The sequence below is a fragment of the Rhodococcus sp. FH8 genome (assembly GCF_019266085.1).
Taxonomy (GTDB): Bacteria; Actinomycetota; Actinomycetes; order Mycobacteriales; family Mycobacteriaceae; genus Rhodococcus_F; species Rhodococcus_F qingshengii.
Genome location: NZ_LPNQ01000057.1, coordinates 158,355 through 173,881, shown reverse-complemented (window position 1 = coordinate 173,881; position 15,527 = coordinate 158,355). Strand labels below are relative to the sequence as shown.

16 protein-coding genes and 2 tRNA genes are annotated in these 15,527 nt (G+C 61.1%); 13 read left to right on the top strand and 5 right to left on the bottom strand.

What is annotated here, in order from left to right:
* Window positions 1-290 precede the first annotated feature (290 nt).
* A tRNA-Asp gene (locus ATN38_RS03470) sits at window positions 291-363 on the top strand.
* Between the two features lie 474 nt (window positions 364-837).
* Here ATN38_RS03470 and ATN38_RS03465 read toward each other — a convergent pair.
* Window positions 838-1,818, bottom strand: coding sequence for a pseudouridine synthase (locus tag ATN38_RS03465; protein WP_218747585.1), 981 nt, complete (start codon window positions 1,816-1,818; stop codon window positions 838-840).
* Window positions 1,819-2,007: 189 nt separating this feature from the next.
* Between ATN38_RS03465 and ATN38_RS03460 the strand changes: the two genes are divergently transcribed.
* A tRNA-His gene (locus ATN38_RS03460) sits at window positions 2,008-2,083 on the top strand.
* A 296-nt stretch (window positions 2,084-2,379) separates the two neighbouring features.
* Here the strand turns inward: ATN38_RS03460 and ATN38_RS03455 are convergent.
* Entirely contained in the window at window positions 2,380-3,477 is a 1,098-nt protein-coding gene (locus ATN38_RS03455) for a glycerophosphodiester phosphodiesterase family protein (protein ID WP_172827019.1), read from the bottom strand.
* Between the two features lie 62 nt (window positions 3,478-3,539).
* Window positions 3,540-4,382, bottom strand: coding sequence for a PE-PPE domain-containing protein (locus ATN38_RS03450; protein ID WP_256931555.1), 843 nt, complete (start codon window positions 4,380-4,382; stop codon window positions 3,540-3,542).
* Window positions 4,383-4,489: 107 nt separating this feature from the next.
* Here ATN38_RS03450 and ATN38_RS03445 point away from each other — a divergent pair, with 107 nt between their 5' ends.
* The 7 genes from ATN38_RS03445 (at window position 4,490) to ATN38_RS03415 (ending at window position 9,144) form a co-directional block, all read left to right on the top strand.
* Window positions 4,490-5,455, top strand: a complete 966-nt coding sequence (locus tag ATN38_RS03445) for an L-lactate dehydrogenase (RefSeq protein ID WP_047270326.1) — start codon at window positions 4,490-4,492, stop codon at window positions 5,453-5,455.
* Between the two features lie 40 nt (window positions 5,456-5,495).
* The gene (locus ATN38_RS03440) at window positions 5,496-5,882 is read left to right on the top strand and encodes a phage holin family protein (protein ID WP_003945275.1); all 387 of its coding nucleotides are present in this window, start codon (window positions 5,496-5,498) and stop codon (window positions 5,880-5,882) included.
* Complete coding sequence (locus tag ATN38_RS03435) at window positions 5,879-6,244, top strand: VOC family protein (protein ID WP_064113484.1); 366 nt, start codon at window positions 5,879-5,881, stop codon at window positions 6,242-6,244. The genes ATN38_RS03440 and ATN38_RS03435 overlap by 4 nt, the downstream gene beginning before the upstream one ends.
* A 75-nt stretch (window positions 6,245-6,319) precedes the next feature.
* The gene (locus ATN38_RS03430; protein ID WP_007726321.1) at window positions 6,320-6,796 is read left to right on the top strand and encodes an SRPBCC family protein; all 477 of its coding nucleotides are present in this window, start codon (window positions 6,320-6,322) and stop codon (window positions 6,794-6,796) included.
* Window positions 6,797-6,828: 32 nt separating this feature from the next.
* Window positions 6,829-8,157 (top strand): WS/DGAT domain-containing protein, encoded by a 1,329-nt coding sequence (locus ATN38_RS03425; protein WP_218747583.1) that lies wholly within the window; start codon window positions 6,829-6,831, stop codon window positions 8,155-8,157.
* A 20-nt stretch (window positions 8,158-8,177) separates the two neighbouring features.
* Window positions 8,178-8,741 carry a mismatch-specific DNA-glycosylase gene (locus ATN38_RS03420; protein WP_003945221.1) on the top strand — a complete coding sequence of 188 codons (564 nt, stop codon included), beginning with the start codon at window positions 8,178-8,180 and terminating at the stop codon, window positions 8,739-8,741.
* A 52-nt stretch (window positions 8,742-8,793) separates the two neighbouring features.
* Window positions 8,794-9,144: a hypothetical protein gene (locus ATN38_RS03415; protein ID WP_003945214.1), complete on the top strand. Its 351-nt coding sequence runs from the start codon at window positions 8,794-8,796 to the stop codon at window positions 9,142-9,144.
* Window positions 9,145-9,204: 60 nt separating this feature from the next.
* On the opposite strand, the gene ATN38_RS03410 is transcribed toward ATN38_RS03415, so the two are convergent.
* Entirely contained in the window at window positions 9,205-10,902 is a 1,698-nt protein-coding gene (locus tag ATN38_RS03410) for a fumarate hydratase (protein ID WP_042449188.1), read from the bottom strand.
* A gap of 114 nt (window positions 10,903-11,016) precedes the next feature.
* Window positions 11,017-12,138 (bottom strand): winged helix DNA-binding domain-containing protein, encoded by a 1,122-nt coding sequence (locus tag ATN38_RS03405; protein ID WP_047270331.1) that lies wholly within the window; start codon window positions 12,136-12,138, stop codon window positions 11,017-11,019.
* Between the two features lie 272 nt (window positions 12,139-12,410).
* Here ATN38_RS03405 and ATN38_RS32585 point away from each other — a divergent pair, with 272 nt between their 5' ends.
* From ATN38_RS32585 to ATN38_RS03390, 4 genes are all read left to right on the top strand, one after another.
* Window positions 12,411-12,542 (top strand): hypothetical protein, encoded by a 132-nt coding sequence (locus ATN38_RS32585; protein ID WP_256931554.1) that lies wholly within the window; start codon window positions 12,411-12,413, stop codon window positions 12,540-12,542.
* 333 nt (window positions 12,543-12,875) lie between these two features.
* The gene (locus ATN38_RS03400) at window positions 12,876-13,880 is read left to right on the top strand and encodes an alpha/beta hydrolase family protein (RefSeq protein ID WP_047270332.1); all 1,005 of its coding nucleotides are present in this window, start codon (window positions 12,876-12,878) and stop codon (window positions 13,878-13,880) included.
* A 50-nt stretch (window positions 13,881-13,930) separates the two neighbouring features.
* Complete coding sequence (locus tag ATN38_RS03395) at window positions 13,931-14,863, top strand: alpha/beta hydrolase family protein (protein ID WP_230691681.1); 933 nt, start codon at window positions 13,931-13,933, stop codon at window positions 14,861-14,863.
* Between the two features lie 85 nt (window positions 14,864-14,948).
* Complete coding sequence (locus tag ATN38_RS03390; RefSeq protein ID WP_218747582.1) at window positions 14,949-15,428, top strand: VOC family protein; 480 nt, start codon at window positions 14,949-14,951, stop codon at window positions 15,426-15,428.
* The last annotated feature ends 99 nt before the right edge of the window (window positions 15,429-15,527 follow it).

Below are 15,527 nucleotides of genomic sequence, written 5' to 3'. Positions count from 1 at the left end.
TTGTCGACTGGGTGATTTCTGATGTGGCATCAAAACTATTGTCTCCCGATCATTCCGTTCGGTGGGCGCTCAAGACATCGATCTGAGTGTGGTGGACAACATAGCGTCCTGCTCCGGCGGTTTCGGTGACATTTACGGGGACGTCCCCGCGGGGACGCGTGGATCTGGGTTGGATCGGGCGACCCGCAACCACCCCGCGACATGCGGGGTCAGAAAACCAGTAGCGCGGACTACCAAGGATCCGTATGGCTTGGACAGACAAGACCGCAGTCGAAGAGCTACAGTCCATACCTTCTGTAGCTCAATTGGTGTGAGCCCCGGACTGTCGCTCGGGCGGCGGCGGGACTTAACCGCCCAGAGGGACTCAGTCAAGATATGCAACGAGGGCTTCGGCGAGCGTCTGGTGGGCGACGTGAGGTCCTGACGTGAAACCGAGTTCCCTTTCGTTGCTGAGTTTGCGTATCGCCGCAGTTAGGAGGCATCGGACGTTGTACAGCTGGTTCGGGGAGATGTTGAGGTCGTCCATCAAGTAGGCGAAGCCTTGGGTCCAGTCGTGTTCGCGGGCAGCGAGAGCTGCTGCGGTCCGAGGGTATTCGGCGAAAATGTCTGCTGATGAATCGCTCGTTGTTCTACTGACCGCATATCGTGTGGTCGAAAACGCTGCATGGAAGGCGTTTGATCGCCGCGACCAAACCAAAAGCCGCGGCCGGTGGGCGTACTGCCAGCGCTCAACCTTCTTTGCTCAGTGACCGAGGTGGACCCAGGGCACGAGGGATCGCGGGTTAGCCACGAGAATCTCGAGCAGGGTGCCTGAGTGCTCAGAGGGCAGGCGGGCGCTCAGCAGTCAGACACGGCGGGCATCTCACTCAGCGTCCGACGTGTGACGAACCGCCGCGCTCTCCCCGACAACGGGTCGGTGAATTCGAGTTCCCTCGCGAGCAATTGGAGTGGGAGAGAATGATCGTCCGGGGCGTCGGGAAGCAGGTCGGGGTATCGCCGGTCGCCCAGGATCCCGGCGCCGAGAGCTGCCAGATGCACCCGCAACTGGTGCATCCGTCCGGAGCGCGGACGTAGAACCGTGTGCAGCACAGCACGTCCGGAGGCACTCACGCCCGTCCCTCGCGCCTCGATCATGGTCTCGGAGTTGGGTTCACGGCTGTCGTCGACGAGGACCCGCAACTCGCCACGCCGTGCTTCGATGTGGTTGCGGTAAACGAGGGGACCGTCGGATTCGGCGAACCCCGGTGCATCCTGGCCCCACCGGGACGGTCGCGCCGACACCGCCTCGTAAACCTTCGTGACCTGACGCTTCTCGAACAGTGACTGGTACGCGCCGCGCGTCGCGGGGCGGGCCGAGAACATCACCACCCCTGCGGTGCCGCGGTCGAGTCGATGGATCGGGATCAGATCTGGGTTGTCGAGACGAACCCGCAGGCGGATGAGCGCCGACTCACGCAGGTATCGCCCGCTCGGAGTGGTCGGGAGAAAATGTGGCTTGTCGATGACGACGAGATTGTCGTCGGTGTGCAGGATCTCCTCGTGGAACGGCACCGGGTCCTCCGCCGGCAACTCACGGTAGTACCAGACGAACCGGTGCGCGCTGAGTTCTGTGTTCAGGCAGATCGAGTGGCCGTCGGTATCTACGAACTCGCCGTCGTCGAACCGCCGATACAGGTTCTCGGCGTCCAGATGGTCGAACTTGGCTACGACGTACTCGGCGATCGTCGCCCACGGCCCAGAGAGCGGGATGCGTAGGCGCGTCGGGCCAACCCCGTTCTTGACGGGCAGCGGTGGGGACATGGACACGCAGGTCATCATCCCATCGACTACTGGTCAGCGGTGATTCGGTGTGGCCTCCGACGGGGACGTCCCCGCGGGGACGCGGAAACCGAACTCACAGCGGTGGTCGGTGTAGATCGTCTACTCGAAAATCAGTAGCGCGGACGAGATGCGGGCCCGTATGGTTCGGCAGAGAAAGATCGCAGTCGAAAAGCACTGCGGGCCATACCTTCTGTAGCTCAATTGGTGAGAGCACCCGACTGTGACTCGGGCGACGGCGGATCGTAACCGCCCAGAGGGACCAGCTCAGATACGGTTGAGGTCGGGCCTCTAGGCGCAGAGGCCGGCGGCCCTTTGCCTGCACAGTTGTCGAACGAGCCCGAGCCGGTATTCCCTGAATCGCCGGACCGCATTCCAGTCGCCGGCCATTTCCGCGTCGGCAAGTAGGTATTCGCAGTTGTCCAACTGATCCTTCAAAGACATCATCAGAATTCACCTCCGATCACCCGAGCAAGTACCTGTCCAGGATGCGGCCGACGGGACCCTGGGGACATCGGCCGTAGTACCTGTTCAGGTACCTGCTTCGGTGCGCGGTGGAGGCTACTTCTTGACCGCAGGTGCAGGTAGTGGCATGCCTCGCTCGGCCAGAACGGCTCGGAGACGATCGGGGTAGTCGGTGATGATCCCGTCGACACCGAGGTCGATCAGGGCGTGCATGGTGGCGGGATCATCGACGGTCCACGGGATGACCTTCATGCCACGCGCATGTGCGCTCGCGATCATGTCGGCTGTCGGATAGAGGGTGAAACCGGGATCCCCGACCTTTCCGCCCTGCGGAGTTCCTTGGACGGGGGAGTAGGCGGAGGCACCAAAGGTTGCTACCGCCGCGATGCCGTCGCCACCGAAATCATCGATGTCCAGACCGCCGAGCCACGGTGACGCTCCGTCCTTGCCTACCTGGAGAAAGTCGCCGTTTGTGAGCGCAACGACGGGGACACTCGGCGCGAGTTGACGGGTGAGCATGAGCGAGCCCCAGTCGAAGCTCTGAATGGTGACGCTGTCCAACAATCCGGCTGCCCGGATCGTATCGAGGACTACAGAGACGAACTGCTCACGCGGGGCGGTCTCGTGAGGCGCTCCCGCTTCCACCTTGGTCTCGATGTTGAGCTTGATTCCGGGTGCGTTGTACGACTTCACCAGGGCAAGCACTTCTTCGAGCGTCTGCATTTTCGCTCCCGGAACATTCTGCTGTTCAGGGTATCCGGCAAGGGGGAGAGTGCCGCAGTCCATGGTCTTGATCTGCTGCAGGCTCAGCGTGTTGACGAATTTGCCGACGTACGGGAACTCCGGGTCACCCGCAGTTGCGGGCTCGGTGTCGAGGCATTTCTTGTTCGAGATCTTACGATCGTGCGTGACGACAGCGATCCCGTCCTCGGTGATCTGGGTATCGAGTTCCAGTGTGCTGACGCCCATTTCGAGGGCATTCGCGAACGCGGCCAGGCTGCTTTCCGTGTACAGGCCGAGCCCGCCGCGGTGGGCTTGGACGTCGAACGTCGAAACCGGCTGGGGTGCTGAACTACCGAACGAACCGGACCAGTCGAGACTGCCGGTTGGCGATGCGCCGGCCGGGGCCGCCAGGGCGGTGAGGGGGAGTGCGACGGTCACGGCGGCACACGACAATATTCTGCTCAGTTGCATGAAAGGAACGTAGAGGCGTCGAATGGCTCGCCGGGGTTCGTTAGGTAAACTAACGGTAAAGGTCAGGCCGCGTGAATGCGCTGCCCGACGCCGCTCGCGTGGACCTTCATCCACGACGCCAGAAGCTCACACCCGGTCAGTCCGCTCTCGTCGAGAGGTTCGATCGCGTAGCTGATGTGTCTACCGCCGCGAGGGTTCTTGAGCTGAAATCGGTTCAGGTTCAACTTCGTCGGCAGGTAACCAAGTACTTCGAGGAACGCGGTGCGAATACGTCGTAGATCGGTACGCCACTGTTTGGGACTGAAACGAGTCTTCTGCGCATTCTGGAAAGCATTGCTACGAAGTAGTTCCCAAACCTTTCCTGCCCACACGCGTGCCTGCGAGAAGGACATCCAGCGCGTCAAGTCTGCGATGTCGCGAATGTAGCTGTCGTCGCTGGCATTACAGATCATGTCCTGCGGGTGCCCGATCCACTTGACCGGAATCCACGGCTGGATATCGGGTCCGTCGCCGGCAACTCCGTGTCCCTCACAACCTTCGATCACGCCTGCCGGTTGTTGAGGATCGGAGATCAGTCCGACTCCGATGATGTTGGCGCGGTTCAGCGTCGGAAGAGCCGAGCGGATCACGGTGCATCCCTGTGAGTAACCGATCAGCATGACCGGGCCGTCTGTCTGTGCGATTTCGGCGGTGAGGGCCTTCACACCCATCGCGGTGCTGTGCCGAAAGCTCAGGCCGCCGTCGGCGACCGGACCGTACGACGCAGGATAAGCGACCCAGCGAGAATCGAATCGACCGTCGAGTTCGTCGGTGACGGCGCTGAGGAGTCCGAGCACGCGGGCGCTGTCGTCGCCAACGTGGGATTCGCCGGTGCCGCCAACTGCAAGAACGGTTACCTCAGCCATGTCAGCGATCATCCACGTCGATTCTGAGAGGTCTGCATCCAAACCCTGAGAAGAGACTGGCAATCCGTTGTACTGCGAAATCGTTATCGAGCGAGCACCATTTACCCATGACGACGCCGAATCGTTCATCCAGACGAAAAGTGTCCGTTGTCGGTGCGGGAAGCGTCGGCACCGCAATTGCGTATGCGTGCCTGATACGCGGATCGGCCGACGCGCTCGCCCTCTACGACACCAACAGCGCAAAGGTCCGGGCCGAAGTTCTCGATCTCAACCACGGCACCCAGTTCACACCGCCGTGCACTGTCGACGGAGGCGATGACATCTCGGTCACCGCGGGATCCGACTTGGTCGTCGTCACCGCGGGCGCCAAACAGCATCCCGGTCAGTCGCGGCTCGAACTTGCCGCGGTGAACGTCAAGATCGCGCAGACACTGACCGAACAACTGTTGGCGGTGTCACCGGACGCGGTCCTTCTCTTCGTCACCAACCCGGTCGACGTGGCGACCTACGCAGCGATCCAGGCCGCGGGACCGTCGTACCGCGGCCGAATTTTCGGATCTGGGACCGTGCTGGACACGGCCCGATTGCGATTCCTGCTGGCTACCGAACTCGGAGTCGCGGTGGAGAACGTTCATGCCTTCATCGTGGGCGAGCACGGGGATTCCGAGATTCCGCTCTGGTCGAGCGCAACCATCGGCGGAGTGCCGGCAACCTCGTTCGTGGGACCGTCGGGTGGCGTCCTCGGCCCCGACCTACGCGCGAAAGTAGCGAAGTCTGTAGTCGAGAGTGCTTACGAGATCATCGAGGGTAAGGGCGCGACCAACCTCGCCATCGGATTGTCGAGCGCATTCATCGCGGAAGTCGTGTTGCGGGACGAACAACGGGTTCTGCCGGTATCGACTTTGCAGAGCGGCGTCCACGGACTCGAGCACGTTTGCCTGTCCCTTCCCACGATGGTTGGTCGCGCTGGTGCCGGCCGAGTCCTCGAAGTACCGCTATCGAAAATGGAGGCTTCGGGGCTCCGATCTTCTGCCCGGACATTGCGAGAGGTGCAGGAATCTCTGGGATTGTGAATATCTGTTCTCCTCGATATCCGACATATAGGATCAACAAATGATCAGCTTCCTGATTCGCGCCGCGATCTTCCTGGGTTCTGCCGCTGTCGGGCTTCTAGTTGCGTCGTTGATTCTTTCGGGCTTCTCGGCGCCCACATCCGGATTCATCGTTGCGGTCGTGATCTTTGCGATTGCGCAGTCGGTCCTGGCGCCGTTCATCGCCACGGTGGCAAAGCGCCATGCACCGGCATTTCTCGGCGGAATCGGATTGGTGTCGACATTTGTCGCGCTGTTGGTGGCGTCGCTCTTCTCCAATCTGTCGATCTCCGGTGTCTCGACGTGGATTCTGGGAACCGTCGTCGTGTGGCTGGTAACCGCCGTTGCGACGCTGGTTCTTCCGTTGTTGTTCGTGCGTAAGAAAGTTCAGGAGAAGAAGGCACAGTGACGCGCCCGAACATCGGCATGGACTACACAGTCCTGGACTGCCCGGATCCGGCTGCATTGGCCAACTTCTACGTCCAGGTCCTCGAGTGGAAAAGTGTTCGCGACGAGGATGATTGGCACGTGATCGAAGGACCCGGCGGGGAGCGGCTCGCGTTTCAGCTCGCTCCGGATTTCGTTCCGGTGGACTGGCCGACCTCCGGTGTCGGGATCCATCTGGATCTGTTCGTGGATTCTCTCGACCCCGCCGAGGCTTGGGTGACGAACCTTGGAGCGCAGCGGGTGACCGACATTCCGGAGCATCAGACTTTCCGCGTGTACCGCGACCCGGTCGGTCACTATTTCTGCCTGTGCCTGCGGGACTGAGTGTCGACTCGCTCCGATCTCGTCGACCGTGGATAATTCCGAACACTTGTCACGCCCGAGAATTGGAGATCGACGATGGCTTCGCAGAATTCCAACGAATTCCTGGTAGAACGTACGACGATCGTCAAGGCAGAAGCACCGGTCGTCTTCGCGTTGATCAACGATTTCCATCAGTGGACTCAGTGGTCGCCGTGGGAAGGTCTCGACCCGGCGATGCAGCGGACGTACGCGGGGCCTGACGCGGGCGTCGGGGCTTCGTACGCCTGGGCGGGAAACAAGAAGGCGGGCTCCGGTTCGATGGTGATCACCGAATCCGTCCCGAATGAACGAGTAGTTTTGGACCTGGCCTTCCTCAAGCCGTTCAAGGCGCAGAACGTCACCACGTTTCTCATCTCGCCGAATTCCGGTGAAGTTCAGGTGACGTGGAAGATGACCGGAAAGAAGAATCTGTTCTTCAAGATCTTCGGTTTCATCTTCAGCATGGACAAGCTTGTCGGAAAGGATTTCGAGAAGGGCCTGTCCCAGCTGAAAGCTGCTGCAGAAAAGAGCTGACAAGCCGGTGGTACCGTCTCCCGGTGTTACGGATGACGCCCACCGATGCCCAAACCTTCTGGATTTCGGAGAAGATCCCGAACGATCAGCTGCTGCTCTACTGTTTCGACGGGCAGAGCCAGCACATGGACGAGCTACGACGCTCGGCGGTGGAAAGAGCGTCGCTCATTCCGGATCTCAATGTTCGGATTCGTGAATCGCCGTGGCACCTCGACTATCCAGTGTGGGAGCCCATGCCGGTCGACGCCTCCTTGGTGAGAGTGCATGAGCTGCCCGAAAACTCGTGGCTCTCGTGCATTCACGGAATCGAGAAACTACTCGAGAACCACATCGACCCGCGCGAGTCCCCGTGGACGCTGCACCTGTTTCACGGCGTCACCGGCGTGCCGCGCTGCAGTGGCCCGGCGCTGATCGCAGTTCTGCAGGTCGCTCATTCTCTGGCGGACGGCAAACGCGCGTCGGCGATTGCTCGCCAACTGTTCTCGCCGCAACCGCCCGCGAAGCAGAAGACGGACGTGCGGCGTAGCGGATCAGCCGAGATTCTGGGCCGCGCCGCCCTGCGCCTTCCGGGCCAACTCGTTTCGCTGTTCCGCGACGGCCGGGCGGGGCACCGCGCGCAGTTACAGCTGCAGGCGGACACCGAATCGGGAGTTGTTGCGCCGCAGGCGGCGAGCCGTCCGAAGGTGCGCTCGAACATCCCTCCCGGACCGCACCGACTGGTGCGCATGGTCGTGCGGGACAGCGCCGATTTCCGTGGCGACGGCGTATCCGTCACAGTCGGAGCGATGACAGCCATCTCGGTAGCGATGGCGAACTACCTCACCGAGCGAGACGGCTCGGTACCGCCCGAATTGGGAGCTGAGGTGACCATCGCCAAGGCAGGTACACCCACGGCGCGCAATCACTTCCGCAATGCAGGTGTCGGTCTGTTCCCGGAAGTCGATGATCTTCGTGAGCGAGCCCAACTGATCAAGGAGTCGATGGACGAGCGTCGCGCACGTGCGTCCCATCCATCCAGCGCAGCGTCGGATCTCGCGCTGAACGCGGTTCCCGGCCCGCTGGTCCGTTGGGGCGTGCAGCAATACGATTTCACGGCAGTACCCGACGATGTCACTGGAAACACCGTGGTGTCGAGTGTCGCGCGCGGTGACGCGGATCTGGTGCTCGGAGGCGGCGTCGTTCGGTTCACAGCGGGCTTCCCGAGTTTGTCGCCGGTCATGTCGTTGACCCACGGCGTACACGGGATCGGGGACACTGTGACGATCAGCATCACCAGCAGTCCGGCCTCGATTCCGGACATCGATGTGTACGAGCAGATGATGCACGACGCGATCGGCGAGGTGCGCGAAGCGCTGTCGTGACGGCCTGATGTACTGGCTGCATGGGATTCACGCGCGCCGAACTGGAATCGTTCCGAGACGCCGAGATCGAGGATCTGATCGGGCCGGATTGCCGGCTGTTGTTCGTCGGTATCAATCCGGGACTGTGGACTGCCGCAACAGGCGCGCATTTCGCCAGACCGGGCAATCGGTTCTATCCGGCACTGCTGCGGGCAGGCATCATCGAGCATGCGATCGATCCTTCCGCGGGTATGTCGGACGCTGACACACAGCATCTGATCGATCGGGGAGTGGGCATCACCAATTTGGCGGTGCGGGCAACTGCGCGCGCCGATGAATTGACGTCGGAGGAACTCGCAACTGGCGGAGTTCGGGTCCGAAACATCGTGCGCGCAACCAATCCAGTAGTCGTTGCCTTCGCCGGGATCACCGCCTATCGAACAGCTTTCGGTGACAAGAAGGCGAAGGCCGGGCGTCAGGACCGTGATTTCGAGGGGGCAAAACTGTGGATCGTGCCCAATCCCAGTGGTCTCAACGCACACGAGACGGTGGACACCTTGGCAGCGAAATATCGTTCCGCCGCATCCGAAGCCGGAATTCTCTGAGAGAAGTCGCAGTTCCGTTCGGCCAGAACAAGGTACAAGTTAAAGTGCTTGTATGTCTGTTCTATACAACGTCTTTGTAGTGATTCACCTACTCGGCATGGCTGCCCTGGTCGGTAGCTACTTCACCGTCCTCAAGGCTCCTTCGATCACCGAGGTCATGGTGTGGGGTGCCAGGATGCAGTTCGTGTCCGGCCTGATCATCGTCGGGTTGGGCGAAGGCGCCCTGGACAAGAACTACATTCACGCGAAGATCGCTGTGAAGCTGGTGCTTTCGCTGGTCATCGTGGCGCTTGCCGAGATCACCCGGGCGAAGCAGAAGAAGGGCCAGCCCAATCCGAATCTGGTACACGTCGTCGGCGGGTTGTCGATCGTGACCGTCTTCGTGGCCGCGCTCTGGACCTGACAAAGACACAAAAGAGCCCCGGCGATCGAAACTCGCCGGGGCTCTTTGCTGTTGACGTGTCTACAGGCCTGGACGCTTACCGATCGTCAGGGTCACTTCACCGGTGTGCGCAAAGAAGTCGTTGCCCTTGTCGTCGACGACGATGAACGCGGGGAAGTCCTCGACGTCGATCTTCCAGACGGCTTCCATCCCGAGTTCGGCGTACTCGAGGATGTCGACCTTCTTGATGCAGTCGAGCGCCAGGCGAGCGGCCGGTCCACCGATGGATCCGAGGTAGAAACCGCCGTGCGAGTTGCAGGCGTCGGTGACCTGCTTGGAGCGGTTTCCCTTGGCGAGCATGATCATCGAGCCACCGGCGGCCTGGAACTGCTCGACGTACGAGTCCATACGGCCGGCCGTGGTCGGGCCGAACGAACCGGATGCCATACCGTCGGGCGTCTTGGCGGGGCCGGCGTAGTACACCGGGTGATCCTTGAGGTACTGCGGCATCTCTTCGCCTGCGTCGAGGCGTTCCTTGATCTTGGCGTGCGCGATGTCGCGTGCCACGACGAGCGGACCGGTCAAGGAGAGACGAGTCTTCACCGGGTGCTTGGAGAGCTCGGCCAGGATCTCCGACATCGGCTTGGTCAGATCGATCTTGACCGCAGCGCCCTTGCCGGTACCCGAAATGCCATCCGTCTCTTCGTCGAGCTGAGCGTCCGTGACCTCGGGCAGGAAACGGCCCGGGTTGAATTCGAGCTGTTCCAGGAACACGCCCTCCGGGGTGATCTTGGCCTTCGCCTGTCGATCTGCCGAGCAGGACACCGCAATGGCGACGGGCAACGAAGCGCCGTGGCGGGGGAGTCGAACGACGCGGACGTCGTGGCAGAAGTACTTACCGCCGAACTGTGCGCCGATGCCGATCTTCTGCGTGAGCTCGAAGACCTTCTTCTCGAGTTCGTGATCGCGGAAGCCGCGGCCCGTGATGGCGCCTTCGGTGGGCAATTCGTCGAGGTAGTGCGCGGACGCGTACTTGGCCGTCTTCATCGCGAACTCGGCCGAGGTACCGCCGACGACGATCGCGAGGTGGTACGGCGGGCAGGCCGCGGTGCCGAGTGAGCGGATCTTCGCCTCGAGGAACTGCATCATCGAGTCGGGGTTCAGGATCGCTTTGGTTTCCTGGTACAGGTAGGACTTGTTGGCGCTTCCGCCGCCCTTGGCCATGAAGAGGAACTTGTACGAGTTCTCATGTCCGGCAGCAGTATCGGCGTACAGCTCGATCTGCGCGGGCAAGTTGTTGCCGGTGTTCTTCTCGTCCCACATCGTGATGGGGGCGTTCTGCGAGTAGCGCAGGTTCAGACGCGTGTAGGCGTCGTAGACACCGCGGGCAATGGACTTCTCGTCGTCGCCGGGGGTGAGCACATGCTGTCCACGCTTGCCCATGACGATGGCGGTTCCGGTGTCCTGGCACATCGGCAGAACGCCGGCAGCGGCGATATTGGCGTTCTTGAGCAGATCGAGCGCGACGAACTTGTCGTTGTTCGACGCTTCGGGATCGTCGAGGATGCTCGCGAGCTGCGTCAGGTGATCCGTGCGCAGGTAATGAGAGATGTCGTGCAGCGCCGTTTCGGTCAGCAAGCGCATCGCTTCCGGCTCGACCTGCAGGAAGGTGCGGCCGTCCGGTCCCTCGACTGTCGTCACCCCTTCGGTGGTGAGCAATCGGTACTCGGTGGTGTCATCACCGATCGGCAACAGGTCCTCATAGAGGAAGTCGGCCATCATCTCTCCTGAACAAGGGTGCGTGCGAAGGTCGCATTCAGGTTATCGTTGGGGGTTTCCTTCTCCGAATCGGGGCGGGTGTGAGCTGGAATTATCCGGATGCCACTGGCTCGATCAAGATACTTCGACCAGTTCGGAGAGCTCGACGCCGCGAAATTCGGCAAGTATTTCGGCCTGCTCGGCCACTGCTGCGCGGGCCGATCGTGACCACGTTCCCCACGGGGTGATCGCGACCTTCAGCTTCTTTCCGGATGCTCGTGGTCGCCACAATCCGGTGATCGTGCCACCGACCACCACCGTGCCCGGTCGCCCGAGGGTCGGCCACACCGTCTTCTGGGCGGTCGGATCGGGAACCAGGGTCTCCCGATCCTTGAGCTGTACATACGGATCGAAAGGCCCGAGCAAGCGCGTACTCGAATCGGTGGGGGAGCCGAACAAGTCTTCGCGGTCCTGTTCGAGAATCCACCGCTTCTCGCCGTTCACCTCGATCTCCTCGGCATCGACTGGCCAGTGGGCTTTGACATCCTTGACCGGGGCATCGAGAAACGACGCGACGTGAGCAGGAGTGGCGGGGCCGTAGAACCGCAGATAACCCCGGATCACGTCGAAGCGGGAATCTGCGTCTGCGCCTGTGGCGCTGAATGGGCGTCGGCGCCAACCCGGAATGCGTTCGAGCACTGGGGGAGATGTGTTCGGCTGTAGCTCGAGGCCTGCCTGGAGTGCCGCGAGCCGGAACGGCATCTCGTACAGATGAGTGGCATTGCACGGGCGGCAGAATCTCAGATAGGGCTCGGTCGCTCGGTTGGTCAACTGCGCGGACATCTCGCCCTTGACGGTTGGTTTCGAGACGATATCCCGCATCGCAGTAGCAACTGTTTGCAGGGCAGTCAGCGTCGGGATGCCGGCGGCCTTCAGGGGCCGATTCGCGTCGTAAATGCGTTTGGCTGCATCGGCTTCGCTGAACGGCGACGTGGCGACGGCGATGGCAGGCAGGTCACCCCGACGGTAATAGTGGGGAGCTCCGCGCAACGTCCAGGCAAGAGCGAGCTCAGTGGCGTCGCCGCGGACGCCGCGGATCCGCAGGGCCCAGGCGGCTCCGTCAGGTCCGGTGTTCTGAATCCCGAGATCGAGAATGCTGCAATCGCTGTGATTGGCGTCACCGGCAACCGCTCGGTCGAGTTGATGGCGGTGCCACCGGAAATTAGCTACCTGCGTGAGTGAGGTTGCGCTAGACATGATTTCAGTTTACTGGTGGGTAACCGCAGGATTTGGGGCGGTTGATCAATGCGGCGACAGAATTGGTCAAATTCGACCGATTGGCCGGAATTTTTTCAGTAGCAGACCTTATTAGTCGAAATAATGACCCCATTGTCGGAATCCTTTGCCAACTGGTCGTTCGTATGATTACTGTTACCCACGTCACGGATACATTACAGATGTGACGCAGCTGTCACAGCACTGTCGGGTGCTTTTTGGCAGCTGACCTCTGACTTCTCTAGGAGATTCACATGGGTTCACTGATGTCGATCGTCGAACTTGCACTCAAGGGCATGGGCTCGCTTGGTGCCGGCGACCAGTTGTTCGAAACCTTCATCGGTTCGGTTCAGGCGAACACGGGCAGCCTCAAGCCGCTCGGCTGATTCCGCTCGCCGGAATCGGACTGTTCTGTCGCACAACTTCCGCTCGGGTTACCGAGACCTAAACAACTGTAGGAGTTTTCATGGGTTCCATCGAAATCGTGGGGAACGTCGTCACGGCTGTCAACAGCGTCGGCACCGCATTCTTCAATGCGTTGACCGAGCTCAGCGGCGGCACGGTTACGCCCAAGTAAGCGTCGTCTGACGAGGAAGGCTCACGCACTCGGTGCGTGAGCCTTTCCGTGTCGACCGGATCGAGTTTTTCCGATCATGTCGGGTTTGCCTGTTTCAGGCGGTACCGTTCGAAAGGTTCCGCTGCCGAAGAGAGTGACCCGGATGATCGAGACTCGTGCGTTACGAACGGTTTTCCGTGTCTTCGTGGCGTTGGCCACGGCAGTATGTGGGCTCCAGTTCCTCGCAGCGCCAGGTCACGCTCAGTCGGCGGACAGCAGGCTGGTCGACATCTCGGTGTACTCACCGTCGATGGGGCGCGACATTCCGTTGCAGGTCTTGCGGCCGGCTGATACTTCGACGCCTGCTCCGACGCTCTACCTACTCAACGGAGTAGACGGAGGAAAAGACGACGCGACGTGGTCGGTGCGGACCGACGCACCGAAGTTCTTCGCGGACAAGCACGTCAACGTGGTCACCCCTCTCGGTGGAGCATTCAGCTATTACACCGATTGGGAGCGGCCGGACCCCGGCCTCGCGAAATCCGGCAACAACAACGGGGTCAACATGTGGACCACGTTCCTGACGGAAGAACTACCGCCAGTCATTGATTCGACGTTCGGGACGACCGGCGAGAACGCACTGGCAGGCCTGTCGATGGCAGGCACGTCGGTACTGGATCTGGCTATGGCGGCGCCCGCGCTGTACAAGAGTGTCGGGTCCTTCAGCGGGTGCGCGATGACGAGTCCGGGCATCGGGCAGGACTTCGTGAAACTCGTGGTCGCCGTCGGTGGGGGTGACGCGGAAAACATGTGGGGTCCGTACGATGGTCCGGGTTGGCCGGCTCACGATCCGGTTGTCAACGCGGACAAGCTACCTCGAATCCCGATGTACATCACAACCGCAACCGGAATTCCGGGTCCGTACGACACACTTGCCGATCCGCGGATCGGCAACGACGTCACAGATTTGGCGTTGCAGCTTGTTCTCGGTGGCGGAATCGAGGCGGCAACTAACTACTGCACCACCCAGCTTGCGGACAGGACGAACGCATTGGGTATGAACAAGATTCGCTACAACTTCAAGCCGGCAGGAACGCATTCATGGGGATACTGGGAAGACGACTTACACGACTCGTGGCCGATGATCGCCGCGTCGCTCGGCGTGTGAGGCCCCAACGAGCAAGTCTTCGAAGCGTCGTTCTCGTAGGCGCGCTCGCCTTGATTTCAGTACTGGCGCCGCCTTCGGCCGCGCTCGCCGACGAGACTCCCCGGATAACGAGCGCCACCGAACTGTCTTCGCGCTTGGTGATTCTCGACGTCGCGAGTCCCGCCATGGGGCGCACCATGCAGGTGAAAGTGCTGCTTCCTGCCGACCGCTCGGAACCGCGCGGGACGCTGTATCTCCTGGACGGCAATTCCGGGCAGATCGAGGAGAACAACTGGTTGGCCCCGGCTAACGGCGATATCGTCCCGTTCTTTGCCGACAAGAATGTGAACGTCGTACTCCCCATCGGTGGAACCGGCACCATGTACACCGATTGGCAGGAAGACCACCCGAAATTCGGTCGTCTGAAGTGGGAGACGTTCCTGACGAAAGAGCTTCCCCCACTGATCGACACGAGGTTCGCCACCAACGGGCACAACGCAATCGGCGGGATCTCGATGGGTGCAGAAGCCGCTCTGATCCTGGCCCAACGCTCGGCCGGGTTGTACGACGCGGTCGCGGGCTACAGCGGCTGCTACACAACCGTCGGAGGATTCGGCAAGGCGTTGACCGATCTCGTGGTCATCAACGGAAATGCCCGTTCGGAGCAGATGTGGGGTCCGGCCGGCAGCGAGGCTTGGCAAGAGCACGACATTTTCGCCAATGCCGACAAGCTGCGCGGCACCAAGGTGTATCTCGCCTCGGGATCGGGACTACCAGGTCCGCACGAAACTCTCGATACTCCTGCCCTGGGCCGGGTACTGGTCGTCGGCGGGGTCATGGAACTGGGATCGAACCTGTGCACCGACCAGATCACTCAGGTGTTGCGTGATCGCGGAGTCGATGTCACCCGCAGCGCTCAGCCGGTGGGGACGCACGGTTGGCCGTACTGGCGCGACGAACTCGTTCGTTCCTGGCCGATGCTCGAATCTGCGTTGTCCGCTTGAGCAGTTCCTGGCGATGAGTTTTCGTTTCGGGTCGGGTCTATAACCCTGTACACCTGTTTCGTAACCTCTCCGACAAGGACAGAACATGCCTTCCATCACTCCCTGTTTGTGGTTCGACAACCAAGCAGAAGAAGCAGCCAACTTCTACATCTCGGTGTTCGGTTCCGGGCAGATACTCGGAATCGAACGGTACGTCGAGGGATCGCCCTCCGGAATGCCGGCAGGCTCGGTGATGACCGTCAGCTTCGAACTCGGCGGTCAGCGATTCACCGGATTGAACGGCGGGCCGATGTTCACGTTCTCGGAAGCAGTGTCTTTCGAGATTCCGTGCGTCGATCAGGCTGAGGTCGATCACTACTGGTCCCGGCTGACCGAGGGTGGGGAAGAGGGCCCGTGCGGCTGGGCCAAGGACAAGTTCGGATTGTCCTGGCAGGTAGTCCCGAATCGTCTTCTCGAACTGATGAAGGATCCGGATCGGGCCAAGGCGCAACGCGCCACGGAGGCGATGATGAAGATGAAGAAGATCGACATCGCGGAGCTCGAACGGGCAGCAGAGGCGTCCTGAACACGATCTGGCCGATGGGCGACAGCCTTCGTTAGCTGATGCTAGCCTTCCCTAATTCTCGCTGAGCGTTGGAGGAGTGCTGGTAACCATGCGAATCAA